Source organism: Streptomyces sp. NPDC002795, from assembly GCF_042888725.1.
Taxonomy (GTDB): Bacteria; Actinomycetota; Actinomycetes; order Streptomycetales; family Streptomycetaceae; genus Streptomyces.
In genome coordinates this window covers 139,647-165,075 of sequence record NZ_JBIAQB010000006.1, presented here as the reverse complement: position 1 = coordinate 165,075, position 25,429 = coordinate 139,647, and the positions used below count along the sequence as shown (strand labels likewise).

Sequence of the window (25,429 nt, the reverse complement as noted above, 5' to 3'; positions counted from 1 at the left end):
AGCCCCGCCGGCGTTTGAGGCGCGGGGTCCGGGGCGGAGCCCCGTGGCCGGGGGACGGTCGGCCGCTACCGAAGCTGCCGCAGCCACTCCACCAACAGCCCGTTGACCTCCACCGCACGTTCCTGCTGAAGCCAATGCCCCGCCCCGTCCAGGACATGCGCCCCGACAAGCCCCGGCAACGTCACCGGATACGCCTCAATCGCCTCGGCCAGCCACACCGTAGACGCGTCCCGCCCACCCCCGATGAACAACGACGGCTGCCCGATCGCCGCCCCGTCGTACGCCTCCAGGTCCTCCCAGTCCCGGTCCATGTTCCGGTACCGGGCAAGCGCACCCCCCATCCCCGTACGCTCGAACTCCCCCGCATACACGTCGAGTTCGGCCTCACTCAGCCACCCGGGAAGCCCAGCCGGGAACCGGTCCCGCATCCGCCCGCCCCGCACGACGAAGTGCGGGTCACCAGCACCCGCCCCCGGCACTGCGTCGCCGGACAGCGCCGCGTAGATCCCGCCCAGCCACCCCCGTACGTCCGGCTCGATCTCCGCCTCCGCGCGCCCCGGCTCCTGGAAGTACGAGACGTAGAACTCCTCCGCACCCCCGCCCATCCCCGCGAACACCTCACTGGGCCGCGGCCCGCCCCGCGGCGCGTACGGCACGCTGAGCAGGCCGACCGCCCGGAAGACGTCCGGATGGACAAGCGCCGACGTGGCCGCGATGTTCGCACCCCAGTCGTGGCCGATCACGACCGCCGACTCCTCACCGAGGGCCCGCACCACGGCGACGTTGTCCTCGACGAGCTCCAGCATCCGGTACGCGGCGATGTCGTCCGGCCGCGAGGACCGCCCGTACCCGCGCACGTCGATCGCGACCGCCCGGTACCCGGCGGCGGCGAGCGCCGGAAGCTGGCGCCGCCACGAGTACCAGGATTCCGGGAAGCCGTGCAGGAGCAGGACCAGCGGGCCCGCCCCCTGCTCCACGAGGTGGATGCGGCCGGCCGGCGAGGGCACGAGGCGGTGGATCGGTTCGGGCAGGTCATGCAACACGTCAGGCATCGCTTCCTCCAGCTCATGGGAACCTCACGACACCCTCGATCCTGCCGCTACGACCGCCCACCCTCCGGCTTTGTTGCCGTTCCGGCAAACCGTGGCGAGGCGACCGACGCCAGCACCACCCCACCGAGAATCAGCGCCATGCACCCCACCTGCGCCCACCCCATCGACTCCCCGAGGACGACGTACGACAGCCCCGCCACGCACACCGGCTGCAGGTAGTACACGACCCCCGCCCGCGCCGCACCCACCAGCGCGATCGCCTTGTTCCACGCGAAGAAGGCGACCGCCGACGACACCACGCCCACGTACAGCAGCGGCAGCGCCGTGCCGGCCCGCACCTCGAAGCCGCCCTGCACCGCCACGCTCGCCGCGTACACGGGCAGCAGCATCAGCGCGCCGAGCACGAAGGTCGCGAACAGAAAGGCGACGCCGCCGAGTTCGCGCGGCTTGCGGCGCAGCAGCGCGCTGTACGAGCCGAAGCAGCAGGCCGCCGCGACCACCCACAGATCGCCGGGCGCGAAGTCGGGTGTGAGGGAGCCCTTGCTCACCAGGAGGGCAACTCCCGTACAGGCAACGAGAGTTCCGGTCACCCGGCGCACCCCGAGCCGCGCCCCGCCGAGCCGCTCGTACACCGCCATGAGCACCGGCGACGCGGCCATGATCATGCCCATGTTGCCTGCGGAGGTCGTCATGCCGGCCTGGTTGACGAGGGTGTTGTACGTCGCGATGCCGAGCAGCGAGGCCAGCGCCACGAACCCCAAGTGCCTTCGCAGCGCGGCCCGTTCGCGCCACGCCGCCCGCGCCCCGAACGGCGCCACCGCCACGATCGCCACCACCCAGCGCCAGAACGCGTGCTGGATCGGCGGCACACTGTCGTGCAGTCCGCGCGCGGTGACGAAGCTGCCGGACCAGACGACCGTGGCGAGCGCGGCGAGCGCGAGGCCGACACCGAGCCCACCGATCACTTTCGGCTCCACCGGGGTTCGGGTGCGGCTGCGGGTACGGTCCAGGACTGCCATCAGGGTGGGGGCCTCTCACGATGCACGATCGGGTTCGGTTGCCCCGTCACCGTCGCAGCGCCCCACCCATCACGTCCATCGAAAAGTTTCGCCACTTACATTCAGAACCACTGAACGTTTGGCTAGCCCTCCAGGTACGCCAGTACCGCCAGCACCCGCCGGTTGTCGCTCTCCCCCGGATACAGGCCGAGCTTCGTGAAGATGTTGCCGATGTGCTTGGTGACGGCCTTCTCCGTGACGACCAGGGACTCCGCCACCCCCGCGTTCGACCTGCCCTGCGCGAGCAGCGCCAGCACCTCGCGCTCCCGGCCCGTCAGGGAGCCGAGCCGCTGGTCACGGACCTTGCGGGCGAGCAGTTTCGACACCACCTCGGGGTCCATGACCGTGCCGCCGCCCGCCACCTGGTGGATGGTGCGCAGGAACTCGGACCCGTTCGTGACCCGGTCCTTCAGCACATAGCCGACCGCCCCCGCGCCGTCCGCCAGCAACTCCCGCGCGTACAGGGGTTCCACGTATTGCGAGAGCAGCAACACCGGGAGCCCCGGGACCTGTTCGCGGGCTTCGAGGGCCGCGCGCAGGCCCTCGTCGCTGAAGTCCGGCGGCAGCCGTACGTCGACGATCGCGACGTCGGGACGCTCGGCGACGAGGGCCTTGCGCAGCTCCTGGCCGTTGTCCACGGCGGCGACCACCTCGTGGTCGTACGCGCCGAGGAGCCGCACGAGACCGTCCCTCAGCAGGAAGTGGTCTTCGGCGACGACAACGCGCACGGCACCTCCATGGAGATCTGGGTCGGACCACCGGCCGGACTGTTGACGGCGAGGACGCCGTCGAAGGTGGCGAGCCGCCGCTCGATGCCGGCGAGACCGCTTCCCCTGGCCGGGTCGGCGCCGCCGCGGCCGTCGTCGGTGACGCCGACGCGCAGGGCACAGGTCCCCCCGTCGTAGGCGATGTCGATCCACAGGCGCTCGGCCTCCGCGTGCTTGGCCGCGTTGGTGACGGTCTCGGCGATCGCGAAGTAGACCGCCGATTCGACCGGAGGCTCAAGACGGGCCGGAAGGTCTGCCGTGACCTCCGCCGCCAGCGGGCTGAGCAGCGCCAACGACCGTACGGCGTCGGCGAGTCCACGGTCGGCGAGAACCGGCGGGTGGATGCCGCGCACCAGGTCGCGCAGTTCCTGGAGCGCCGCGGACGAGGAGGCACGGGCCTCCGCGAGCAGCGCCCTGACGGCTTCCGGGTCGTCGTTCAGACGGTGCTCGGCGGCGTCCAGGGTCATGCCCATCGCGACGAGGCGGGCCTGCGCCCCGTCGTGCAGGTCCCGCTCGATGCGGCGCAGCTCGGCGGCGGAGGTGTCCACGGCGTCGGTGCGGGTCGCGGACAGGTGGGCGATGCGGGCCGCCATCAGCTCCTGCTCGCTCGGGGAGAGCGTGGCGTGGACGAAGCGGGCGTGGCGGTCGACCGTGCCGGGCGCGAGCCACAGTCCGGTCTTCCCGATGACGAGGCCGAGCAGCCCCGCCATCAGGCCCGTCGGGACGTCCTGGACGTGCAGGAACATGTACCAGAGGCCGTCCCAGCCCGCGTTCTGGGCCAGGTACGAGCCGAAGACGGCGAGGAAGAGGCCCCACAGTCCGAAGAGGACGAGCGCCCCGGGAACGCAGGCGATGAGGCCGCCGACGAACGCGTACATCGTGGTCCAGCGCCACTCGCGGAACCGCTGGGCGTCCCCGAACACCCAGCGGTAGCGGGCGAGCGGCCCGAAGCGCTCCTTGTCCCTCCCGGTCACCGGCGCGGGCGCCGCCTCGACGGTGATGCCCGACCACGCGGCCGCGAGGGCCCGCTCGCGGTCCACGACGCGGCGTGTGCCCGCCGCGGCCCAGGGCAGCAGGCCCGGGACCGGTGTCCACACCGCGATGTGCACCATCGTCGACCAGTGCAGCGCCACCATGGACAGCCACCACAGCTGGTGGCACCGCCTGACCGCCTCGACCCGCTTCATGTCCCCAGCTCCCCCGACTCGACCGCGCCTTCGGCTACTTGCCGTTACCGCAATGAGTATCCGGCGAACACCTCGGGGACGTCGGTGGACTTAACTCCCCCATCCGCTTCCCCTTCCGCGCCCTCGTCGCCCGCGTCCCGGGCCCACGCCGCGTATCCGTCGGGCCGCACCAGGAGCGCGGTGCGCCTCTCGCTCGCCCAGTGGGCGACCCGCACGCCGTCCAGCTTGTCCGGGGACCCCTGAGGCAGGATCAGGACGAACTCGCCCGCGCGCAGGGCCTCGTAGAGCCGGGTGCCGCCCTGCAACGCGACGTCGGGGACGCGCCTGCCGACGAGCGGGTGGGCGCCCCTGGGGGCCGGGTAGCGGAAGCCGATGCCGGTGATCTGGCCGACGGCGCGGGCGCGGGCGGGCCGTGCGCGGGTCACCGCGGTGGCGAGGGCCGAGCGCGCCGCGAGCGTCCAGGGGCGCTTGGCCATCGCCAGGCGGACCAGGCCGCCGCTGCTGCGCAGCACCGCCTTGCCGACAGGATGGCGTTCCGCCTCGTAGGTGTCGAGGAGTTCTTCGGACGCGCGGCCGCTCGCGACCGCCGCCAGTTTCCAGCCGAGGTTCGCCGCGTCCTGAAGTCCTGTGTTCATGCCCTGGCCGCCCGCCGGGGTGTGCACGTGGGCGGCGTCCCCTGCGAGCAGCACCCGGCCCACGCGGTACTTCGGCGCCTGGCGTTCGTCGCTGTGGAAGCGGGACATCCAGCGGGCGTCGTGCATGCCGTAGTCCCGGCCGAGGGCCAGCCGGGCGGTTTCCTTGATCTCTTCGAGGTCGAGCGGTGCGTCGTCGGACACGTCGTGCGCCCGGTTCCAGGCGATCACCCGGTAGTAGCCGTCACCGAACGGGGCGATGAAGGCGAAGGCGTCGCCGACCGTGTTCACGGTGAGTACGTTGTCGGGCTGCTCGCCGAGCCGTACGTCGGCGAGGACGACCGAGCGGATGACGGACCTGCCGGGGAACGGAAGGCCCACCGCCGTCCGCACGGAGCTGCGCATTCCGTCGGTGCCGACGACGTACGCCGCGCGCAGGTCCTTCGACTCCCCCTGCGTGCGTACGTGGAGCGTGACGCCGTCCGCGTCCTGCGCCAGGCCCGTCACCTCGTTCTCGTACGCGAAGGTGACCCCGGCGTCGACGGCCCGCCGCTCCAGGAGCTTCTCGACCTCGTACTGCGGGACGACGAGGAGGTGGTTGAAGCGCGAGGGCAGTTCGGCCAGTTCGAGGACCAGGCTGCCGAACAGGCGCAGCCTTTGCAGCTGTTGGCCCTTGGTCTCCAGCTCGTCGGCGAGGCCCCGCGCGTCGAGTTGTTCCAGCGTGCGGGCGTGCACGGCGAAGGCGCGGGAGAGGTTGCTGATCTGGTGGGGCCGCCGCTCGACGAGGGTGACGGGAACACCCGCCGCGGCGAGGTCCCCCGCGAGCAGCAGTCCGGTCGGGCCCGCGCCGACCACGATCACTGAGCTTGTGCCGTGCGATGAGCCAGTGCTGTCCATAAGGCCTCCAGAAGCGGTGCCGCCCGGATCGACCCGCCCATCCTGCCCGTACAGACGCGTCGAGGGCACCCGCCGCGACCGAACGCGACGGGTGCCCTCGACGGGGAAACCTTGGGGAAGCCGGGTGTCAGCCCTGCTTCGGCTGCTTGCGGGACTTGTCGCCCAGCGCGACCAGACCGGCGATCACCAGGAACAGCACGATCGGCGTCACCACGTAGAGGCCGAGCGTCTCGATCACGCTCAGGCCGGTACCCGGGTCGTCGCCGTCGTCGCGCGTGAGCGCGAGCGCGGGGGACGACATCAGCAGCATCATCAGCGTCGTACCGGAGGCCAGGGCGCCGGCGCGCAGGGCGTTCTTCTTGTCCACGAGCCCAACGTAGCGAACGCCTAAACGGGCCGCGCGTCCGGGGGGCCTGTAAGGGGCACATCCGCTTGCGCATCCGCTTCCCCGAACACGCTCAACACGGCGTGCGCGCGGGGCGACGCGGCCAGTTCCTCCAGGGTGACGGGCCGGCCCCCGGCGTCGGCGACGGGCAGCCGCCAGTTCGGGTACTCGGTCCAGGTGCCCGGCAGGTTCTGCGGGCGTCTGTCACCCACCAGGTCGGGCAGCCACACCCCGGTCATCCGGGCGGGCGTGCGCAACAGGAACCGGTGGACGGCCCGCACCGCCTCCTCCTCGTCGTTCGTCCCGTGCGCGAGCAGGCCCATCCGGGCGAACAGGGCGAGCCACTCCGCCATCTCGGCCGCCGCCTCCGCCCCGCTCGCCGTCGACAGACCGAGCCGCTCGCGCAGCCGTACGTCGTCGCCGCTCAGGCGGGCGGCGGTGGACGGCAGGTCGTGGGTGGTGGCGGTGGCGACACAGTCCGTGCGCCACGCCTCGGCGGGGACGGGCCGCCCGTCGCCCTCCCAGTCGCGCTCGAACCACAGCACGGACGTGCCGAGCACCCCGCGCGCGTGCAGCGTCCCGCGCACCCCCGGCTCGACGGTGCCGAGGTCCTCCCCGATGACGTACGTGCCCGAGCGCGACGCCTCCAGGAGCAGCACGGCGAGCATGGCCTCGGCGTCGTAGTGGACGTAGGTGCCCTCGGTCGGGGGCTCGCCCTCCGGGATCCACCAGAGCCGGAACAGGCCCATCACGTGGTCGATGCGGACGGCACCCGCGTGCCGCATCAGATTGCGGAGCAGGTCGCGGAAGGCGGCGTAGCCGGTCTCGGCGAGGCGGTCGGGGCGCCAGGGCGGCAGGCCCCAGTCCTGGCCGCGCGCGTTGAACGCGTCCGGGGGCGCGCCCACGCTGATGCCCTGCGCGAAGATGTCGCGCTGCGCCCACGCGTCGGCGCCGCCGGGATGCACGCCGACGGCGAGGTCGTGCACGAGCCCGATCGGCATGCCGGCCTCGCGCGCCGCACGCTGCGCGGCGGCGAGCTGCCCGTCCGTGAGCCAGGCGAGGTGTGAGTGGAGGTCGACGCGGTCCATCAGCTCCCGGCGGGCGCGCTCGGTGGCCGCCGAGCGCGGGTCCTGGAGGGCGGCCGGCCAGGTGTGCCAGTCGGGGCCGTGCACCTCGGCGAGCGCGCAGTACGTGGCGTGGTCCTCAAGGGCGGCGCCCTGTGCGGCGAGGAAATCGCAGTAGGAGGCGCGGCGGCCGGGCGTGAGCGGCACCTCGTGGATCGCTTCGAGCGCCGACCGCTTCAGCGCCCACACCGCGTCCCGGTCGATCAACTCGCCCTTGGCGAGCACCCCCTCGCGCAGCCGGGCGGCCTCCCTGGCGTGCTGAGGGACGTACGCGTACTCGGGGATGTCCTCGACCCGCAGATGGACGGGGTCGGGGAAGCGGCGCGATGAGGGGCGGTACGGGGAGGGGTCGGTGCCGCCGTCGGGCCCGGCGGGGACCGCCGCGTGCAGCGGGTTGACCTGGAGGAACCCGGTGCCGTGGGTGCGGGCCGACCAGGACGCCAGGTCGGCCAGGTCGGCGAGGTCGCCCATGCCCCAGGAGCGGGTGGAGAGCAGCGAGTAGAGCTGGACCAGCAGGCCGTGGGTGCGCGGCGGGGCCGGGGCGGTGGGCGGCGCGGCGATCAGATGGGCCTCGGCGGCCCGCCCGTCGGGCATGGCGACGCGCAGCCGGTGCGCGCCGGGCGGCGGCGCGGTGCCCGGGTCCCAGGGGTCGAAGCGGTCCCCGCCCTCCGGCCGCAGCCGCAGCTCGGCCCCTTGGGGCAGGCCCGCCACCCAGCGCGGGACGCTTCCGTCGGCCCACACCACAACCGTCGGCGGCAGCAGCCGCTCGGGCGGGTCTGCCTGGTCGGTGGTCACGTCCACGCCGAGCGCGGTGAGGGCAGCCGTCACCGCCGTCTCCGAGGCGTGGACGGTGCGGCCCGGCGCCGGGGAGTAGGACGTGGCCACTCCGTGCTGCGCGGCGAGCCGGGCCAGGGTCATGGGCTCAGGCGAGGCCGCTCGGGCAGCCCGCGGCGAGGCCGTTCGCGGTGGGCTCGGAGGTGAGCGGCGCCTCGTCGTTCATGGGCGGCTCGGAAGTCAGGGGGGCGTAGTCCGCGAAGGCGGGCTCGCTGGTGAGGGGCGCTTCGAAGGAACAGGTGCTGGTGACGTCGGCGTCGTCGATCATGCTGAGGTCCGCCTGTTTGGAGAGGGCCGAGAGCAGGAGCTGAGCTGATGCGGCCACGGGGGCCTCCTTCGTCGTAAGGCGTCGGGAGTCGAAAGCCCTACCCAGAAGCTACAGCCGCAGACCTTTTTCACGGAACAACGTGTTACTGGTCACAGCATGTACAACGAAAGGAACTCCTCCAGGAGACCTGAACAGCCGAAAAAAGTCCCGCCCGACCAGGCAACTCGTCGGTAGGGCCGGTTCGCGCCCCTTGACGGCTGTCTCCCTTCTATCCTTGTGCCTCTTGAGTCAGGTTCGAACCATCGAGGAGTACGCCGTGCAGCTCCGGCGCAGGAAGAGGGCGGCCGCCCTCGCGGTCGCCGTCATCGCCGGGACGCTGGGCGGGGCCACGGGGGCCGCGGCCGCTCCCCCGAGGCCGGGGACGACCACGGGCGACCTGAAGCCGGACGCGAAGCTGCCCGCGGTGTGGCCGCGGCCGCAGTCCCTCAAGGCTTCGGACGAAGCGGACGGGATCACGATCCCGGACCAGGTGACGCTCCTGGTGCCGCCGGGCTCCGACCCGTACGCCGTGGACGCGCTGCGCAAGACGCTCGGGGACGCGGGGGCGCGGGACATCCGGCAGGTCCACACCGAGGACGACGTGCCCGGCGACGCGCGGCTCGTGGTGCGGCTCGCCTCCGAGTCCCCGCAGACCAGGTCGGGCGCGGGCGACTACCGGCCCGACTCCGGCAGGAGCAAGGGGAGGGCGGGCCCGCTCGACGCGACCCTGCGCGACCTCGGCGCGAGCGCCCGTGGCGATCTGCCGTCCGGCGGCTACCGGCTCGCCGTGGGCCGCGCGGCGGGGACGCCGACCGTCGCCATCGAGGGCGTGGGCGACGACGGCCTGTTCCACGCGGCGCAGACGTTCCGGCAGCTGATCGACGGGCGAAGCATCGCGGGCGTCGTCGTACGGGACTGGCCGGGCACGGCGGTCCGCGGGCTGACCGAGGGGTTCTACGGCACGCCGTGGACGACGGAGCAGCGCCTGGAGCAGCTCGACTTCATGGGCCGCACGAAGCAGAACCGCTATCTGTACGCGCCCGGCGACGACCTGTACCGCCAGGCCCGCTGGCGCGAGACGTACCCGGCCGCCCAGCGCGCCGACTTCCGCAGGCTCGCGGAGCGGGCCCGCGCCAACCACGTGACACTCGGCTGGGCGGTGGCTCCGGGCCAGGCGATGTGCATGTCGTCGCCGGACGACATCAGGACGCTCACCCGCAAGCTCGACGCGATGTGGGCGCTCGGGGTGCGGGCCTTCCAGCTCCAGTTCCAGGACGTGTCGTACAGCGAGTGGCACTGCGAGTCGGACGCGCGGGAGTTCGGCTCGGGGCCGGATTCCGCGGCGAAGGCGCAGGCGAAGGTCGCGAACGCGGTGGCGAAGCACCTGGCGGCCCGGCACCCGGGCGGCGGGCCGCTGTCCCTGATGCCGACCGAGTTCTACCAGGACGGCACGACGGAGTACCGGACGGCGCTCGCCCGCGATCTGGACGACGCGGTGGAGGTCGCGTGGACGGGCGTCGGCGTGGTGCCGCGCACGATCACCGGCGGTGAACTGGCGGGCGTGCAGAGCGCGTTCGGCGGCGGGCACAAGCTGCTCACGATGGACAACTACCCGGTCAACGACTACGCGCAGGACCGGATATTCCTGGGCCCGTACATGGGCCGCGAACCGGCGGTCGCCTCCGGCTCGGCGGCGGTCCTCGCGACGGCCATGGAGCAGCCCGCGGCCTCCCGCATCCCGCTGTTCACGACCGCGGACTACGCCTGGAACCCGCGCGACTACCGGGCGCAGGAGTCCTGGCGGGCGGCGATCGACGATCTGGCGGACGGCGACAGGCGGACCGAGGAGGCGCTCGCCGCCCTCGCGGGCAACGACGCGTCGTCGGTGCTCGGTGCGGACGAGTCGGCGTATCTGAAGCCGCTGGTCTCGGCGCTCCGGAAGGCGCGCACGACGACGGACGCGGACAGCACCAAGAAGGCGGCGGCGGCTCTGCGCGAGGCGTTCACTCAGATGCGCCGCACGCCTTCGGCCCTCGACGACACGGAACTTGGCTCCGAAGTCCGGCCCTGGGCCGACAAGTTGGGCCGCTACGGACAGGCGGGCGAGGCCGCGGTCGACATGCTGGAGGCGGCGAGCAAGGGCGACAAGGCGGCGGCGTGGAAGGCGGCGCGCCGCCTGGCCGGCCTCCGCGAGGACCTGGACACGTCGAGCGTCACGGTCGGCAAGGGAGTCCTCGCCCCGTTCCTGGCGCGCGCCGAGAAGGAGTTCGCCTCCTGGTCGGGCACGGACCGCGCGGACGCCTCGAAGGGCGCGAAGGCCGAACTCCCGCGCCCCCGCGCCCTGTCCACCGTCACGGTCCTCGCGGACCCCGGCACCTCGGGCACGGTCGAGGCGCACGTCCCCGGCGAGGGCTGGAAGCGAATCGGCGCGCTCGCGGCCGGCGGCTTCACGGAACTGGACGCGCACAACACCCACGCGAACGCGGTACGCGTCACAGGCGCGCCGCACGCCACGGTGGCCCACATGGTCCCCTGGTACGCGGACTCCCCCGCGGCCTCCGTCTCCCTGTCCCGCACCGAGACCGACGCGGAGATCGGCGGCCCGCCCCAGCGGCTCACGGCCCACCTGACGGCGCAGCGCCCCGGCGACGTACGCGGCCGCCTGACGACGAAGGCCCCGCACGGCATCAAGGTCGACCTCCCGCACCAGTCCGAACTCCCGCGCGGCACAAAGGTGGACGTGCCGATCGAGGTGACGGTCCCGGCGAACACGCCCGCGGGCACGTACGAGGTCGCCTTGCGGTTCGGCGACGAGACCCGCACCTTCTCGGTGCGCGCCTACCCCCGCACGTCGGGCCCCGACCTGGCCCGCTCCGGCAAGGCCTCCTCCTCGGCGGACGAGACCCCGGACTTCCCGGCGAAGGCCGCCAACGACGGCAAGCCGTCGACCCGTTGGTCCTCCCCCGTGAAGAACGGCGAATGGTGGCAGGTGGAACTCACCAAGCCCACCCGCCTCGGCCTGGTCACCCTCCACTGGCAGGACGCCTACGCCAAGCACTACCGCGTCCAGACCTCCCCCGACGGCCGCACCTGGCGCACCGCGGCAACCGTCCGGGACGGCCAGGGCGGCCACGAGTCGGTCCGCATGGACGCGAAGGACGTGCGTTTCGTACGGGTCGTGGGCGACAAGAGGGCCACGCAGTACGGGTTCTCGCTGTGGAGCGTGGGGGCGTACGGGGTGGCGGGGGACGGGCGGGGCTGACGCCTTCCCGTAGCGGCGACGCCTACTTCGAAAGATTCGCCGGCGGGATCGGCGACGCCGCGAGGGACTGGGGTGACGTGGCCGACGCGTAGGCCGACGGGGCGGATACTCCGGCCGACGGGTCCGCGGCCTCGCCCGCCACCTGGACGGGGACTCCGCCGACGATGCGGATGCCCGCCTCGTCGAAGGCGCGTTTGATGCGCCAGCGCAGTTCGCGCGAGATGGTCAGGGACTTGCCGGGCATGGTCTTGGCGGAGACGCCCACCACCATGGAGTCGAGCAGCACGCTGTCCAGGCCGAGCACCTCGATCGGGCCCCACAGCATCTCGTTCCACGGCTCGGCCTTGCTCATGGACTCGGCGACCTCGGTCAGCGTCGCCTTGACCTTGTCGAGGTCCTCGTCGGCGCGGACGGTGACGTCGACGGTCGCGGTCGACCAGCCCTGGGAGAGGTTGCCGATCCGCTTGACCTCGCCGTTGCGCACGTACCAGATCTCACCCTCGTCGCCCCGCAGCTTCGTCACGCGCAGGCCGACCTCGATGACCTCGCCGGAGGCGACGCCCGCGTCGATCGTGTCCCCGACGCCGTACTGGTCCTCCAGGATCATGAAGACGCCGGAGAGGAAGTCGGTGACCAGGTTGCGCGCACCGAAACCGATGGCCACACCGGCCACACCCGCGGAGGCGAGCAGCGGTGCGAGGTTGATCTTGAAGGCGCCGAGCACCATGAGGGCCGCGGTGCCCAGGATCACGAACGAGGCCACGGAGCGCAGCACGCTGCCGATGGCCTCCGAACGCTGGCGGCGTCGCTCGGTGTTCACAAGAAGACCACCGAGCGCGGACGTGGCGCCGCTCTCGCCGCGGCGGTTCATCCGGTCGACGAACTTCGTGATCGTGCGGCGTATCACGGCGCGCAGCACGAAGGCGATGACGACGATCAGCAGGATCCGCAGGCCGATGCTCAGCCAGGCCGACCAGTTCTGCTCGACCCAGCTGGCGGCCTGTCCAGCCTGCTCCTGGGCGTCCTTGAGGGTGTGTTTGTCGGGGTCGGACGAGGCGTCGCTCGCCCCCGCATCCGACAGGACGGACAAGATCACGGCAGGTACCTCCAGGCGTAGCCATCCGCCCGCCTCGCGGCGATGCTCGGGGACAGGAGCGGGCAGAACCACCACACTAACGGGGCATTGTGTGTGGATCATCGTCATGTTCGAGGGAGAGACAGTGCTCACTCGAAGCCGCGCGGCGCGCCATGGGTCTCCACCGGGTCCGGGCGGGGAATGAAGGAGTGTGTGGTCGAAAACACTCCAAGGCCGTTACGCGGACATGGTGGCGCCATGACCAGCCGTGAGGGGAGACTGGCTAGGAGATCGTCCCGGCGCGAGCCACGCGCCGCCGGCGTACAAGGAGGCATCCGTGCCGCATGTCCTGGTCCTCAACGCGTCGTACGAGCCCCTCGGCGTCGTACCGCTCCGCCGCGCGCTCGTACTCGTCCTCGAGAACAAGGCCACGTGCCTCGAGGAGTCCGGCGCCTTCATGCACAGCGCGAAACGTACTGTCGCCGCCCCCAGCGTCGTCCGGCTCAAGCGGTTCGTCCGGGTTCCCTACCGGGGGCCCGTTCCTCTGACCCGACGCGCACTGTTCGCCCGTGACGGCGGCCGGTGCATGTACTGCGGTGGCGTCGCAACCAGCGTCGACCACGTGATTCCGAAGAGCCGCGGGGGTCAGCACGCCTGGGAGAACGTGGTGGCGTCGTGCCGCCGCTGCAACCACACCAAGGCCGACCGGCACCTGGTGGAGATCGGCTGGCGCCTGCGCCACAAGCCGGCTCCGCCGTCGGGCCTGGCCTGGCGCATCATCGGGACCGGGCATAGGGATCCGCGCTGGCTGCCGTACTTGCAGCCGTTCGGCGCGGACGAGGCCCTGGCCCGGATCGAAGGCATCTCAGCCTGACCTTCGATCCGGGTTTTTGTGTGTGCGGTATCGGGACTGTGCCGGCCAACTCCGACATTCTTGGCGTTTGCCGTCACAGTCCCGATGCTGCTCCAAGTGACGGAGGTGGCGGAGGTGGCGGTGGGGCGCTTCAGGATCGGTGGGGATCTGGAGGTGCGGCGGCTCGGGTTCGGGGCCATGCATCTGCCGACCGAGACCGGTTCGGCGCGGGAGGGCGCCGTCGCCGTGGCCCGGCGCGCCGTCGAGCTGGGCGTCACCCTGATCGACACCGCCCATCTGTACGGCGGCGGGGCCAACGAGGAACTGCTCGCCGAGGCGCTCCACCCGTACCCGCACGGGCTGGTCGTCACGACGAAGGTCGGCGTCGCCCGGTCGGTCGAGTCGGGTGAGTGGGAGCTCAACGGGCGGCCGGAAGTGCTGCGCGACCAGGTTCACCACGCCCTGCGCCGGCTCCGCGTCGAGCGGATCGAGCTGCTTCAGCTGCACCGGATCGACCCGGGGACACCGCTCGTCGAGCAGCTCGGGACGCTGCGGGACCTCCGGGACGAGGGGAAGATCGGGCGGATCGGGCTGTCCGAGGTCACCGTGACCGAACTCGCGCAGGCGCGGGAGGTTGTCGCCGTGGCGAGTGTGCAGAACCGCTACAACCTGCTGGACCGCGAGCATGAGCCCGTGCTCGCCGCGTGCGAGGCGGCCGGGATCGCTTTTCTGCCGTGGCGCACGGTCGCGTGGGGCGAGTCGGGGGCGCGTGCGGAGGTCGCCGCCGTGGCGGCCGAGACCGGCGGCACGCCGACCCAGGTCGCACTCGCCTGGCTCCTCGGCCACTCGCCGGTCGTCCTCCCGATCCCGGGCACCGCCCGGATCGGTCACCTTGAGGAGAACGTCGCGGCGGAGCGCTTGCGGTTGACCCCGGACCAGCGCGCACGACTCGACCGACTGGCCAAGCCGGGCGAGCCCACCGAGCAGGCCGACTGACCAGCCCCGCGCACCCGTTGGCCAGATAACAACTTGGTAGCCCGCCAGCCGCCCCCTATTGACGACCCCTTCCCCACCGTCTTACGTTCCTCGCACCCCGATAGGAAAGTTTCCTAACAGTACGAGGACGAGGAGGCGGGTCCCCGCGATGGCTGCCACCCCCGGCACCCCCAGCGTCCTGCGCGCCATGAACGACCGCGCCGCGCTCGACCTCCTCGTCGCCCACGGCCCGCTCACCCGCACCCGGATCGGTGAGCTGACCGGGCTCTCCAAGCCCACGACCTCACAGCTGCTCGGCCGGCTCGAAACCGCCGGGCTCGTACGGACCACCGGCAGCCAGACCGGCCGCCCGGGGCCCAACGCCCTGCTGTACGAGATCGATCCCGGCGCCGCGCACGTCGCCGCCCTCTCCGCCGACCCGACCGGCATCACCGCCGTCGTCGCCGACATCACCGGCGCCGAACGCGGCCGCCGCCGCATCGAGGCCGACGCCGTGAGCGAGGACGTGCGGCACCGCACCGCCCAGCTCGTCGCCGAGGCCACCGAAGGGGCGCTGCGCCAGGCGGGGCTCGGGCACGGCGACCTGACCGCCACCGTCATCGGCACCCCCGGCGCCATCGACCCGCACACCGGGCAGCTCCGCTACGCCCCGCACCTGCCGGGCTGGCACTCCCGCACCCTGCGCGACGACCTCGCCAAGGTCCTCGGCACCCCCGTCTCCATCGAGAACGACGTCAACCTCGCCGCGATCGCCGAGCAGTACGAGGGCGCCGCCCAGGACCACGACGACTTCGTGCTCGCGTACGTCGACGAGGGCGTGGGCGCCGCGATCGTGCTCGGGGGCCGACTGTTGCGTGGGGCCACCGGTGGTGCCGGTGAGATCGGGTACATGCCGCTGCCGGGGGCTCCCCTGGCGCGCGGCGGGTCCGGCGCCGTGGCCCGGTCGGACGGGGGTGGCGGGTTGCAGAGCCTCGTCGCCGCCGCCGCGGTCCGCGAACTCGCCGGTGGCGTCAAGGACTTGGGTGAGGCGCTCGGCGAGCGGGACGTTCTCGACGAGGTCGCCCGGCGGCTCGCCACCGGGCTCGCCGCCGTCGTCGCCGTCGTCGACCCCGAACTCGTCGTCCTGTCGGGGCAGGTGGCCCGGGCCGGCGGCGACGCCCTGCGTGAGCGGGTCGAGGAACAGCTCACCGGACTCGCCCTGCCCCGCCCCCAGTTGCGGATCAGCGACCTGGCCGGCGACCCCATCCTCACCGGCGCCCTGCGCACCGCCCTCACCCAGGCCCGCGCCACCGTCTTCGACACCAGCACCCCCGCGTAGCACATCCCCCAAGCCCAACCCCTTATACGTAAAGGACGTTCGCCATGCCGCGATGGCGCATACCCCTGCGCGCGCCCGTAGGGCTCGCCGCGGCCGGACTGCTGCTCGCCGGCTGCGCCAATCCGAGTACCGGCAGCGCCGCCGACGACCCGACGAAGCCCGTGACGCTGAAGTTCTGGCACGGCTGGTCGGCGCCCGGCGAGGTGAAGGCGATCAACGACTCGATCGCCCGCTTCGAGAAGCTGCACCCGAACATCAAGGTGCAGGCCACCGGCAACGTCTCGGACGCCACCACCAATCAGGCCCTGCGGGCCGGTGGCGACGAGGCCCCCGATGTCGTCTCCTCCTTCACCACGAACAACGTCGGCCAGTACTGCGACTCCGGTATGTGGGTCGACCTCGATCCGTTCATGAAGAAGACCGGGCTCGACAAGAGCAAGGTGTTCCCCAAGTCGCTGCTCGATTACACGAGTTATCGCGGCAATCAGTGCGCCCTGCCGCTTCTCGCGGACGCCTTCGGCATGTACTACAACAAGGACGCCTTCAAGGAGGCCGGCATCGAGCGGCCGCCGCGGACCATGTCCGAGTTCGTCGCCGACTCCAAGAAGCTCACCGTCAAGGACGGCTCCTCGTACAAGCGCGTCGGTTTCATGCCGAACTTCCGGCTCTACCAGAACAGCCCGGACCGGCTGTTCGCCCAGTGGGGTCCCCAGTATTTCGATGCCAAGGGCAATGCGCGGCTCAGCAAGGAACCCGCCTCGTACGAATTCCTCAAGACGGCCAGGGAATTGCGGGACGCGCAGGGCGGATACAAGGCGCTGGAGAGGTTCCGGACCTCGTTCGGTGACGAGATGTCGAACCAGAACGCCTTTCTCAGTGGGAAGTTGGGCATGCACCTCGACGGTGAGTGGCGCGGGCTCATGCTGAAGGACGCGAAGGCGAAGTTCGACTGGGGCGTCGCGCCACTGCCCGTCCCGGACGACCAGGCCGAGACGTACGGGCGCGGCTATCTGACCGGCACCGTCACCGGCATCTCGCACAGCAGCAAGCACCAGAACGCGTCCTGGGAGCTGGTGAAGTTCCTGACCTCCGACACCGATCAGGTCGTCAGCTTCGCCAACGCCATTCACAACGTGCCGTCCACGTTCGCCGCTCTCAAGTCATCGAAGCTGGACGCCGATCCGACGTTCCGCACCTTCCTCGGAATCGCGAAGAACAAGTACAGCCAGGTGATGCCGCCCTCGACGAACGGCGGAATGTACGTCGTGCAGCTGCAGGACTTCAGTTACGGCGAGGAGGCCGGCGAGGTCCACGACCTGAGGGGCGGCCTGCGGCGCCTCGACAAACTCATCGACGCCGACACCCTGCAGTCGCAGAACTGAGGAACGGGACATTCTCGTATGGCACTCACCCTTTCCAACCCCGCGCGCCGCAGACTGCGCACCCTGGGGTTTCTCTCCCCCTGGCTGATCGGCTTCAGCGCCTTCTTCGCCTATCCCCTGCTCGCCACCGTCTATTTCTCGTTCATGCACTACAACCAGATCAAGGCGCCCACCTTCGTGGGACTGCGGAACTGGGTGTACGTGTTCCGGGACATGCCGCTGTTCGGGCCCGCCCTGTGGAACACGCTGTGGCTCGTCGTGGTCATGGTGGCGCTGCGCGTGGTGTTCGGGCTCTCGCTCGGGCTGCTCGTCACGAAGATCAAGAGCGGGGTCGGGTTCTTCCGGACCGCGTTCTATCTGCCGTACCTGGCGCCGCCCGTCGCCGCGACCGTCGCCTTCGTCTTTCTCCTCAACCCCGGCTCGGGGCCGGTCAACGGCATCCTCGCCAAGGTCGGCATCGACGGGCCCAACTGGTTCAACGATCCGACCTGGGCCAAGCCCTCGCTCGTGGTGCTCTCGCTGTGGGGCATCGGCGACCTCATGGTCATCTTCATGGCCGCGCTGCTCGACGTACCGAAGGAGCAGTACGAGGCCGCCGAGCTGGACGGCGCGGGGCCCTTCGCCAAGTTCCGCTACGTGACGTGGCCCTCGATCACGCCGATCGTCATGTTCGCCGTGGTGACGGGCGTCGTGCAGACCATGCAGTACTACACGCAGGCCCTCGTCGCCGGAAAGATCGCGTCCGGTGTATCGATCGGGCCGGGGACCGTGATCCAGCCGGGATACCCGGACCACTCGACGCTCACCGTCCCGCAGCTCGTCTACTCGATGGGCTTCCAGAACTTCAACACCGGCGCGGCGTGCGTGCTCTCGCTCGTCCTGTTCGCCATTGCCATGGCCGTGACCACGCTGCTCATGCGCAAGCGCTCGGGTCTGCTCGCGGCGGAGGACTGATCGACATGACCATCACTACGACACTCAGGCCGGGCCCCGCCGTCACCGCCGGGCCGGAACCGGAACGCGGCCCCGCCGCGCGGCGCGCCCGGCGGCAGCGGGTGCTGCACTGGATCGCCGTGCACAGCATCGCGATCGCGGTCGCGCTGCTCTTCGTCCTCCCCTTCGTGTTCGTCTTCCTGACGTCCGTGATGAGCGACGGGCAGGCGATGAGCGGCGACCTGTGGCCGGACTCCTGGCACTGGGAGAACTACAAGGCCGTCCTGGAGACCGACGGCTTTCTCGACTGGTGGAAGAACTCGCTGCTGTACGCGGGGCTTGGCACGCTGTTCACGGTGTGCTCGGCGATACCCGTCGCGTACGCGCTCGCCAAGTTCCGCTTCCGCGGGCGGCGCACGGCGATGATGCTCGTCATCTCGACGATGATGCTGCCGCCGCAGGTCATCGTGATCCCGATGTACCTGGTGTGGGCACAGCAGTTCCACCTCTCGGGGACGCTGTGGCCGCTGATCATCCCGATGGCGTTCGGCGACGCGTACTCGATCTTCCTGCTCCGTCAGTTCCTGCTGACGATCCCGAAGGAGTACATCGAGTCGGCGAAGGTCGACGGCTGCGGCGAGCTGCGCACGCTGCTGAAGATCGTGGTGCCGATGGCGAAGCCGGGCATCGCCGCCGTGGCCCTCTTCCAGTTCTTCTACTGCTGGAACGACTACTTCGGGCCGCAGATCTACGCGGCCCAGAACCCGGCTTCCTGGACGCTGAGTTACGGACTCGAATCCTTCAAGTCCGCGCACAGCGTCAACTGGAACCTGACGATGGCGGCCACGCTCCTGGTGATGGCGCCGGTCTGCCTCGTCTTCTTCTTCGCACAGAAGGCCTTCGTCGAAGGCGTCACCCTCACCGGAGTCAAGGGCTAAGGACGGTTATTCGGTTATGAAGCTCGCTGTGGTCGGCGGAGGATCGACCTACACACCCGAACTCATCGACGGCTTCGCCCGGTTGAGGGACACGCTGCCGATCGAGGAGCTCGTGCTCGTCGACCCGGCCGCGGACCGCCTCGAACTGGTCGGCGGCCTCGCCCGCCGCATCTTCGCCAAGCAGGGACACCCGGGCGTCATACGTACAACGTCGGACGTGGACGCGGGTGTCGCTGACGCCGACGCCGTCCTCCTCCAGCTGCGCGTCGGCGGACAGGCAGCCCGCAACCAGGACGAGACGTGGCCGCTGGACTGCGGCTGCGTCGGCCAGGAGACGACCGGCGCGGGCGGCCTCGCGAAGGCCCTGCGCACGGTCCCCGTCGTCCTCGACATCGCCGAACGGGTGCGCCGCGCCAATCCGAACGCCTGGATCATCGACTTCACCAACCCGGTGGGCATCGTGACCCGCGCGCTGCTCCAGGCCGGCCACAAGGCCGTCGGCCTGTGCAACGTCGCGATCGGCTTCCAGCGGAAGTTCGCCCGGCTCCTGGACGTGGCGCCGCAGGAGGTGCACCTGGACCACGTCGGCCTCAACCACCTGACGTGGGAGCTGGGCGTACGTCTCGGCGGCCCCGACGGCGAGAACCTGCTGCCGCGGCTGATCGCCGAGCAGGGCGACGCGATCGCCGAGGACCTGCACATGCCGCGCGCGGTCGTCGACCGCCTCGGCGTCGTCCCGTCGTACTACCTGCGCTACTACTACCAGCACGACGCGGTCGTACGAGAGCTGCGCACCAAGCCGTCCCGCGCCGCGCAAGTGGCGGAAATGGAACGCGAGTTGCTGAAGATGTACGGCGACCCGACGCTCGACGAGAAGCCGGAGCTGCTCGCCAAGCGGGGCGGCGCCTTCTACAGCGAGGCAGCGGTCGACCTGGCCGCCTCGCTGCTGGGCGGCGGGGGCTCCCCGCACCAGGTGGTGAACACGTACAACAACGGCACGCTCCCCTTCCTCCCCGACGACGCCGTCATCGAGGTGCAGGCGTCGGTGGACGCGAAGGGCGCGAAGCCACTGCCGGTCGGCAAGCTCGACCCCCTGTACGCGGGCCTCATCGCGAACGTCACCGCCTACGAGGACCTCGCCCTGGAGGCGGCCGTGAAGGGCGGCAGGGACCGCGTCTTCAACGCGCTGCTCGCGCACCCGCTCATCGGCCAGATCGAGTACGCCGAGCAGCTCACCGACCAGCTGATCGCGCACAACCGGGAGCACCTCGCGTGGGCATGACCGTCCTCGCCATCGACGCGGGGAACAGCAAGACCGACGTCGCGGTGGTCGCGGCCGACGGCACCGTCGTCGGCGCGGCCCGCGGGGGCGGGTTCCAGCCGCACCGGGCGAACGTACAACCGGCCGTGGACGTCCTGGCCGAGGCCGTCGGCCGGGCGTTCGCGCAGGCGGGCGTGGACTGCGTCGACCACGTGTCGGCGTGCCTGGCCAACGCCGATCTCCCGGTGGAGGAGCGGGAGTTGGCGCACGCCCTGACCGCGCGCCGCTGGGGATCGCGGGTCGACGTGCGCAACGACACCTTCGCCGTGCTGCGCGCCGGGCTCCTGGAGGACGCCGAGCCGCGCGGCGTCGCCGTCGTGTGCGGGGCGGGCGTCAACTGCGCGGGGATGCTGCCCGACGGCCGCACGGCCCGGTTCCCCGCGATCGGCCGGCTCTCCGGTGACTGGGGCGGCGGTGGCGGCCTCGCGGAGGAGGCCATCTGGTTCGCCGTACGCGCGGAGGACGGCCGCGGCGACCCGACGGCCCTGATGCGCGCGCTGCCCGCCCACTTCGGCCTCGACTCCATGTACGCCCTGATCGAGGCGGTGCACCTGGGCCACATCCCCGCGGCCCGCCGCCACGAACTCACCCCGGTCCTCTTCGCCACGGCCGCGGACGGCGACCCGGTGGCCCGCTCCCTGGTCGAGCGGATGGCCGACGAGGTGGTGGCGATGGCAACGGTGGCCCTGCGCCGCCTCGACCTCCTGGAGGAGCCGACCCCGGTCCTCCTGGGCGGCAGCGTCCTGGCAGCACAACACCCACAACTGAACGACCGCGTACGCACATTGCTGTCCGCCCAGGCACCGCACGCGATCCCCCGCGTGGTGACGGAACGCCCCGTTCTGGGAGCGGCGCTACTGGGTCTTGACGCGACGGGAGCCCCACCCGAGGTGCACGCACGGGTACGGTCGCACTACTGATCAAGCCCCGCCGGCGATTGAGGCGCGGGGTCCGGGGCAGCGCCCCGCGACCGCAACCCCGCCGCCGCGCACACAAACAGGGAACCGAACCCCCCACCCCCACGTGTTCCCCAGCGGAGCGCATCCGCACAAGATCCAGGGAATGCCTGTGCGGATGTCAGTCGCGGGAGCGATACTTGCGACCGACGTACGACCATGGGGGAGGGTCGAAGTGACATACCCGTCGAACGGGAGCGTGGCGCCGCCGGAGCGTCCCGCCGCCGCGCCGTCGATGCCGGGCGTGCCACCGCAGGCGCAGCGGGGCGGCGGTCAGCCCGGCGGGCCCGCGCCCCGGCGGCGTACCGCCTGGGCGGAGGGTGTGGACCGGCTGAAGGCGGGGGCCACGACCGAGCCGGGCCGACTGCGCATCATCGGGGCCGTACTCGCGCTGCTCGTCGTGGCGTTCGGCGCGACGACGGCCTGGCAGATGACGGACCGCTCGGCGGCCGCGGACGACGTACTGCACTCCAGCCAGCCGCTGAGCGCCGACGCCGCCGACATCTACCGCTCGCTCGCCGACGCCAACACGGCGGCGTCCAGCGGCTTCCTGGCGGGGGGCCAGGAACCGGCGGCGGCGCGCGACCGGTACGAGCGGGACATCAGGAACGCCGCGGACAAGCTGGTGACCGCGGCGACCAGCACCGACCCGGGCACCCGGTCGGCGGGGACGATCGCGGAGCTGAACAAGCTGCTGCCGCAGTACAAGGGCCTCATCGAGCGGGCCCGGGCCAACAACCGGCAGGGCTTCCCGCTGGGCGGCGCCTATCTTCGGTACGCGAACGAGAAGATGCAGACCGAGATGCTCCCGGCCGCCGAGGATCTCTACAAGACGGAGAACCAGCGGCTGCGGGACGACTACGACTCGGCGACGCCCTACCCGTGGATCGCCATCGCCCTCGGCGTGCTCGCCCTCGCGGGCCTCGCGTGGGCCCAGCGGCGCAACTACCAGCGGACGAACCGGGTGTTCAACCAGGGGCTGCTCGCCGCCACCGCGGCGTCCACCGTGGTGCTGTTGTGGCTCGTCGTCGGTCACACCGTGGCGCGCAGCGGGCTCAGTTCGTCCTATGACCATGGCGTACGGTCCTTGAACGTGTTGCACGACGCGAGCATCGCCTCCCTGAAGGCGCGGGGCAGCGAGAACCTGACGCTGGTCAGCCGTGGCGCCGAGACGGTGTCCGTGAAGGGCGAGTCCAAGGACAAGTACGACGTCGACTTCCAGCAGGAGATGACCGCGCTCGCCGGCAAGCTGAACGCCGCGTACGCGCTCGCCGACGACGAGGGCGACGACGTCGGCCGCAGGCCCGTGACCAAGGCGAACGACAGCATGAAGGAGTGGCTGGCGCGCCACAAGGACGCGCGCGAGCAGGACGACTCCGGCAACTACCAGGGCGCGCTCGACAAGATCATTGGTTCGAAGAAGGACAAGCCGACAGGTGAATGCTTCGATCTGGTGGACAAGAATCTGGACACGGCCCTCGTTCACGAGCAGCGTCAGTTCAGCGCCGACGCGGGCGGCGGGCGCGACGCGATGACCGGACTGCCCATGGGCGCCGCCCTGTTGGCGGTGCTCGCCGCGGGTGGCGCGGTGTTCGGCATCGGACGCAGGCTTTCGGAGTACCGGTGAGAGGGGGTGCGGCGATGGACGAGCGAAGGACCGTGCGGCAGGTGACTCTGCGCGGCTGGGGCGGCGTGGCCGCCATGGCGGTGGCCTGCGCCCTGACGGCGGTGTTCGCGCTGCTGCTCCCGCTGACCCAGCAACAGCGCCCCTCGGGCGACGGCGCGACGAGCTACGCCTCCGGTGGCGTCGCCGAGGGCACGCAGGCCAGGGCGGAGGACTGCGACCCCTCGGTGAAGGGCAAGGAGCCGGAGCGCAGCCTCTCCCCCTCGGGCAGCGAGAGCGGCAGCGCGGTGCAGGCCGTCAAGGACCGCGGCTACCTCTCGGTCGGCGTCGACCAGAACAGCTACCGCTGGGGTTACCGCGACCCCAACAGCTCGGCGAGGACAAGCGAGTTGGAGGGCTTCGACATCGATCTCGCGCACGAGATCGCGGGCGAGATCCTCGGCGACCGGGACGCGGTCCGCTTCCGCGCCATCCCCACCAACGAACGCATCCCGGCGATACAGCGCGGCGACGTCGACATGGTGGTCCGCACGATGACCATCAGCTGCGACCGCCTGAAGGACGTCGCGTTCTCCACCGGGTACTTCCAGACCGGCCAGCAGGTGCTCGCCCCGAAGACCTCGGACATCAAGGGGTACGGGGCCTCGCTCGCGGGCAAGCGGATCTGCGCGGCGACCGGTTCGACGGCCGCGTCCTCGCTGGAGGACGGCAAGAAGAAGCCGGTGGACGACGGCGGCCTCCCGCAGAGCGCCGACATCTCCACGACCGTGCCGAACCAGTTGGACTGCCTGGTGCGGTTGCAGCTCGGCGAGGTCGACGCGGTGGTGACCGACGGCGCGCTCGCCGCGAGCCAGGCCGCGCAGGACCCGACGGTGGAGCTCAAGGGCGAGCCGTACACCAAGGAGTTCTACGGCGTCGCCATGAAGAAGGGCGCGGACGACCTGGTGCGCCGGGTCAACCAGGTGCTGGTGGACTACCGCAAGTCGGACGGCTGGCAGAAGTCGTACGACCACTGGCTGAAGCCGGCGCTCGGCTCCTCCTCGGGGCCGCCCGCACCGAAGTACCAGTAGCACCCGGCAGGACACGCAGCGCAGCGCGGCAGGGACTTGACGAGGATTCGGGAAAGCGAGAGGTGATCGATGGGCGTCGCGGGTCCCGCTGGTCCAGTGATGGACCGGGACGAGGTGGACCGTGCCCTGGCCCGGCTCGGCGCGGAGCACGAAGCGATCGAGACGTCCCTGCTCTCTCTCCAGGACCACGCCGGGCGCCGGCTCCTGGAGGGCGCCCGGCTGACCGGGACGACGCAGGAGCGCTGGGCCGCGGCCGACCAGGAGATCACGCTGCTGTGGGCGTACTTCGACGCGTACGCGGCCGCGCTGCACACGGCGCGGGAGGTCCGCTCGCGGCGCAGGCTGCCCAGCCGTGGCGACCTGACGGAGCTGACGGAACTGCTGCGCGGCGAGTCCGTCACCATCGCACCGGGTCCGGGTGCGGGCGGCACCTCGCCCTCGATCACCGGGCCCGCGAAGCTGTCCGAGCAGTTCACGCTCGCGGCGCTCGTCGACCGGATGAACACGCTGTACGCGTCGTCCCTCGACATGGTGGTGGCCGCCGACGCGGTGTGGTCGGCGCTGCCCGCCCGCATCGACATGCTCGCCGCCGAGCTGTCCCGCACCCGGCAGCTCGCGCACTCCGTGGGAGTGCGTCCGGGTGAGCATCCGGCGGGCGACGACCTGGAGCGGATCACCGGCTCGCTGACCCGGATGCGCGAGGAAGTGGTGTCGGACCCGCTCACGTACTGGCGGAAGGCCGCCGGGAGTTCGGCTCCGGGCGGCGGACGCCCCGACACGACGGCGTATGACCGTGCGGCCCGCGCCCTGGAGGACGTACGCCGGGAGATCGAGGCCGTGCTCGGTGTGCGGCAGGACGCGGAGGTGCGGCTCGGCCGGCTGCGGGACGTGCTCTCGCGCGCGGACCGCACGCTCGCCGAGGCGAGATCGGCGCGCATCGAGGTGCTCGCGAAGATAGCCGGGTCGGACGTGCCCGCGGTGTCGGGTCCGCCGACGGTGTTGCAGGAGCAGTTGGCGACGGCGGCCGAGTACCGCAGGCACGGCCAGTGGAACCGGCTCTCGCCGCTCCTGGAGTCCCTGGAGACGAAGGCGGAGGACGAACTGCTGCGCGCGCGTGAGTCGTTGACGGCGGTGACGGCCCCGCTGGCGGTCCGCGCGGAGCTGCGCGGACGGCTCGACGCGTACAAGGCGAAGGTGGCCAGGCTCGGGTTCGCCGAGGATCCGTTCCTGGTGGAGCGGTACGACGCGGCGCGGCGCATGCTGTGGAGCGCGCCGTGCAATCTGCGCGCCGCGGAGGCGGCGGTGCTGCGGTATCAACGGGCGGCGGCGGACGCGCTGTCCGCGCCCGCCGACAGAACGGGCAGGGGGGAGTCGTGAGCGTGGCGGCACAGAAGTGCGGCAGAGCGGGTTGCACGGGCTCGTACGAGGACATGGGCGGGGAGCTGTACTGCAACACGT

Annotated in this window: 21 protein-coding genes; 12 read left to right on the top strand and 9 right to left on the bottom strand. The window is 71.4% G+C overall.

Translation table 11 applies throughout. The annotated features are described in order from the left end of the window. Window positions 1–65 precede the first annotated feature (65 nt). From ACFYWS_RS19490 to ACFYWS_RS19455, 8 genes are all read right to left on the bottom strand, one after another. Window positions 66–1,052, bottom strand: a complete 987-nt coding sequence (locus tag ACFYWS_RS19490; RefSeq protein ID WP_389277771.1) for an alpha/beta hydrolase — start codon at window positions 1,050–1,052, stop codon at window positions 66–68. Window positions 1,053–1,099: 47 nt separating this feature from the next. Next, complete coding sequence (locus tag ACFYWS_RS19485; RefSeq protein ID WP_389277768.1) at window positions 1,100–2,071, bottom strand: DMT family transporter; 972 nt, start codon at window positions 2,069–2,071, stop codon at window positions 1,100–1,102. 122 nt (window positions 2,072–2,193) lie between these two features. Next, on the bottom strand, window positions 2,194–2,838 hold the full coding sequence (locus ACFYWS_RS19480) for a response regulator (RefSeq protein WP_389277765.1): 645 nt from the start codon (window positions 2,836–2,838) through the stop codon (window positions 2,194–2,196). Beyond that, the gene (locus tag ACFYWS_RS19475) at window positions 2,802–4,064 is read right to left on the bottom strand and encodes a histidine kinase (protein WP_389277763.1); all 1,263 of its coding nucleotides are present in this window, start codon (window positions 4,062–4,064) and stop codon (window positions 2,802–2,804) included. The genes ACFYWS_RS19480 and ACFYWS_RS19475 overlap by 37 nt, the downstream gene beginning before the upstream one ends. Window positions 4,065–4,108: 44 nt before the next feature. After that, window positions 4,109–5,593 carry an FAD-dependent monooxygenase gene (locus tag ACFYWS_RS19470; protein ID WP_389277760.1) on the bottom strand — a complete coding sequence of 495 codons (1,485 nt, stop codon included), beginning with the start codon at window positions 5,591–5,593 and terminating at the stop codon, window positions 4,109–4,111. 127 nt (window positions 5,594–5,720) lie between these two features. Continuing rightward, window positions 5,721–5,960, bottom strand: a complete 240-nt coding sequence (locus tag ACFYWS_RS19465) for a hypothetical protein (protein WP_385769334.1) — start codon at window positions 5,958–5,960, stop codon at window positions 5,721–5,723. A 20-nt stretch (window positions 5,961–5,980) separates the two neighbouring features. Next, on the bottom strand, window positions 5,981–8,020 hold the full coding sequence (malQ, locus tag ACFYWS_RS19460; RefSeq protein WP_389277756.1) for a 4-alpha-glucanotransferase: 2,040 nt from the start codon (window positions 8,018–8,020) through the stop codon (window positions 5,981–5,983). Between the two features lie 4 nt (window positions 8,021–8,024). After that, window positions 8,025–8,261 carry a hypothetical protein gene (locus tag ACFYWS_RS19455; RefSeq protein WP_389277753.1) on the bottom strand — a complete coding sequence of 79 codons (237 nt, stop codon included), beginning with the start codon at window positions 8,259–8,261 and terminating at the stop codon, window positions 8,025–8,027. A 259-nt stretch (window positions 8,262–8,520) separates the two neighbouring features. Here ACFYWS_RS19455 and ACFYWS_RS19450 point away from each other — a divergent pair, with 259 nt between their 5' ends. Next, window positions 8,521–11,505 carry a beta-N-acetylglucosaminidase domain-containing protein gene (locus tag ACFYWS_RS19450; protein ID WP_389278832.1) on the top strand — a complete coding sequence of 995 codons (2,985 nt, stop codon included), beginning with the start codon at window positions 8,521–8,523 and terminating at the stop codon, window positions 11,503–11,505. Between the two features lie 22 nt (window positions 11,506–11,527). Here ACFYWS_RS19450 and ACFYWS_RS19445 read toward each other — a convergent pair whose 3' ends face one another. Continuing rightward, window positions 11,528–12,601 (bottom strand): mechanosensitive ion channel family protein, encoded by a 1,074-nt coding sequence (locus ACFYWS_RS19445; RefSeq protein WP_389277750.1) that lies wholly within the window; start codon window positions 12,599–12,601, stop codon window positions 11,528–11,530. A gap of 316 nt (window positions 12,602–12,917) precedes the next feature. On the opposite strand from ACFYWS_RS19445, the gene ACFYWS_RS19440 reads away from it, so the two are divergent. The 11 genes from ACFYWS_RS19440 to ACFYWS_RS19390 all read left to right on the top strand — a co-directional run bounded on the left by ACFYWS_RS19440 (window position 12,918) and on the right by ACFYWS_RS19390 (window position 25,348). Further along, on the top strand, window positions 12,918–13,454 hold the full coding sequence (locus ACFYWS_RS19440; protein ID WP_389277747.1) for an HNH endonuclease: 537 nt from the start codon (window positions 12,918–12,920) through the stop codon (window positions 13,452–13,454). 84 nt (window positions 13,455–13,538) lie between these two features. Beyond that, complete coding sequence (locus ACFYWS_RS19435) at window positions 13,539–14,429, top strand: aldo/keto reductase (RefSeq protein WP_389277744.1); 891 nt, start codon at window positions 13,539–13,541, stop codon at window positions 14,427–14,429. 148 nt (window positions 14,430–14,577) lie between these two features. Further along, the gene (locus ACFYWS_RS19430) at window positions 14,578–15,747 is read left to right on the top strand and encodes an ROK family protein (protein ID WP_389277741.1); all 1,170 of its coding nucleotides are present in this window, start codon (window positions 14,578–14,580) and stop codon (window positions 15,745–15,747) included. Window positions 15,748–15,791: 44 nt separating this feature from the next. After that, complete coding sequence (locus tag ACFYWS_RS19425; RefSeq protein WP_389277739.1) at window positions 15,792–17,129, top strand: ABC transporter substrate-binding protein; 1,338 nt, start codon at window positions 15,792–15,794, stop codon at window positions 17,127–17,129. 18 nt (window positions 17,130–17,147) lie between these two features. After that, complete coding sequence (locus tag ACFYWS_RS19420; protein ID WP_389277736.1) at window positions 17,148–18,083, top strand: carbohydrate ABC transporter permease; 936 nt, start codon at window positions 17,148–17,150, stop codon at window positions 18,081–18,083. A 5-nt stretch (window positions 18,084–18,088) separates the two neighbouring features. Next, complete coding sequence (locus tag ACFYWS_RS19415) at window positions 18,089–19,000, top strand: carbohydrate ABC transporter permease (RefSeq protein ID WP_389277733.1); 912 nt, start codon at window positions 18,089–18,091, stop codon at window positions 18,998–19,000. A gap of 16 nt (window positions 19,001–19,016) precedes the next feature. Further along, window positions 19,017–20,282: a 6-phospho-beta-glucosidase gene (locus ACFYWS_RS19410; protein ID WP_389277730.1), complete on the top strand. Its 1,266-nt coding sequence runs from the start codon at window positions 19,017–19,019 to the stop codon at window positions 20,280–20,282. Beyond that, window positions 20,273–21,241, top strand: a complete 969-nt coding sequence (locus ACFYWS_RS19405; RefSeq protein ID WP_389277727.1) for an N-acetylglucosamine kinase — start codon at window positions 20,273–20,275, stop codon at window positions 21,239–21,241. The genes ACFYWS_RS19410 and ACFYWS_RS19405 overlap by 10 nt, the downstream gene beginning before the upstream one ends. A gap of 211 nt (window positions 21,242–21,452) precedes the next feature. Beyond that, the gene (locus ACFYWS_RS19400) at window positions 21,453–22,904 is read left to right on the top strand and encodes a hypothetical protein (protein ID WP_389277724.1); all 1,452 of its coding nucleotides are present in this window, start codon (window positions 21,453–21,455) and stop codon (window positions 22,902–22,904) included. A 14-nt stretch (window positions 22,905–22,918) separates the two neighbouring features. After that, complete coding sequence (locus ACFYWS_RS19395) at window positions 22,919–23,971, top strand: glutamate ABC transporter substrate-binding protein (RefSeq protein ID WP_389277721.1); 1,053 nt, start codon at window positions 22,919–22,921, stop codon at window positions 23,969–23,971. Window positions 23,972–24,040: 69 nt separating this feature from the next. Then, window positions 24,041–25,348, top strand: coding sequence for a hypothetical protein (locus ACFYWS_RS19390; protein ID WP_389277718.1), 1,308 nt, complete (start codon window positions 24,041–24,043; stop codon window positions 25,346–25,348). Window positions 25,349–25,429 lie beyond the last annotated feature (81 nt).

Bases quoted from the DNA above. Each gene is read 5' to 3' on its own strand.
- ACFYWS_RS19475 (WP_389277763.1), bottom strand. From the start codon at position 4,064: ATGAAGCGGGTCGAGGCGGTCAGGCGGTGCCACCAGCTGTGGTGGCTG.
- ACFYWS_RS19425 (WP_389277739.1), top strand. From the start codon at position 15,792: ATGCCGCGATGGCGCATACCCCTGCGCGCGCCCGTAGGGCTCGCCGCG.
- ACFYWS_RS19470 (WP_389277760.1), bottom strand. From the start codon at position 5,593: ATGGACAGCACTGGCTCATCGCACGGCACAAGCTCAGTGATCGTGGTC.
- ACFYWS_RS19485 (WP_389277768.1), bottom strand. From the start codon at position 2,071: ATGGCAGTCCTGGACCGTACCCGCAGCCGCACCCGAACCCCGGTGGAG.
- ACFYWS_RS19395 (WP_389277721.1), top strand. From the start codon at position 22,919: ATGGACGAGCGAAGGACCGTGCGGCAGGTGACTCTGCGCGGCTGGGGC.
- ACFYWS_RS19430 (WP_389277741.1), top strand. From the start codon at position 14,578: ATGGCTGCCACCCCCGGCACCCCCAGCGTCCTGCGCGCCATGAACGAC.
- malQ (WP_389277756.1), bottom strand. From the start codon at position 8,020: ATGACCCTGGCCCGGCTCGCCGCGCAGCACGGAGTGGCCACGTCCTAC.
- ACFYWS_RS19490 (WP_389277771.1), bottom strand. From the start codon at position 1,052: ATGCCTGACGTGTTGCATGACCTGCCCGAACCGATCCACCGCCTCGTG.
- ACFYWS_RS19435 (WP_389277744.1), top strand. From the start codon at position 13,539: ATGCTGCTCCAAGTGACGGAGGTGGCGGAGGTGGCGGTGGGGCGCTTC.
- ACFYWS_RS19415 (WP_389277733.1), top strand. From the start codon at position 18,089: ATGACCATCACTACGACACTCAGGCCGGGCCCCGCCGTCACCGCCGGG.
- ACFYWS_RS19410 (WP_389277730.1), top strand. From the start codon at position 19,017: ATGAAGCTCGCTGTGGTCGGCGGAGGATCGACCTACACACCCGAACTC.
- ACFYWS_RS19390 (WP_389277718.1), top strand. From the start codon at position 24,041: ATGGGCGTCGCGGGTCCCGCTGGTCCAGTGATGGACCGGGACGAGGTG.
- ACFYWS_RS19420 (WP_389277736.1), top strand. From the start codon at position 17,148: ATGGCACTCACCCTTTCCAACCCCGCGCGCCGCAGACTGCGCACCCTG.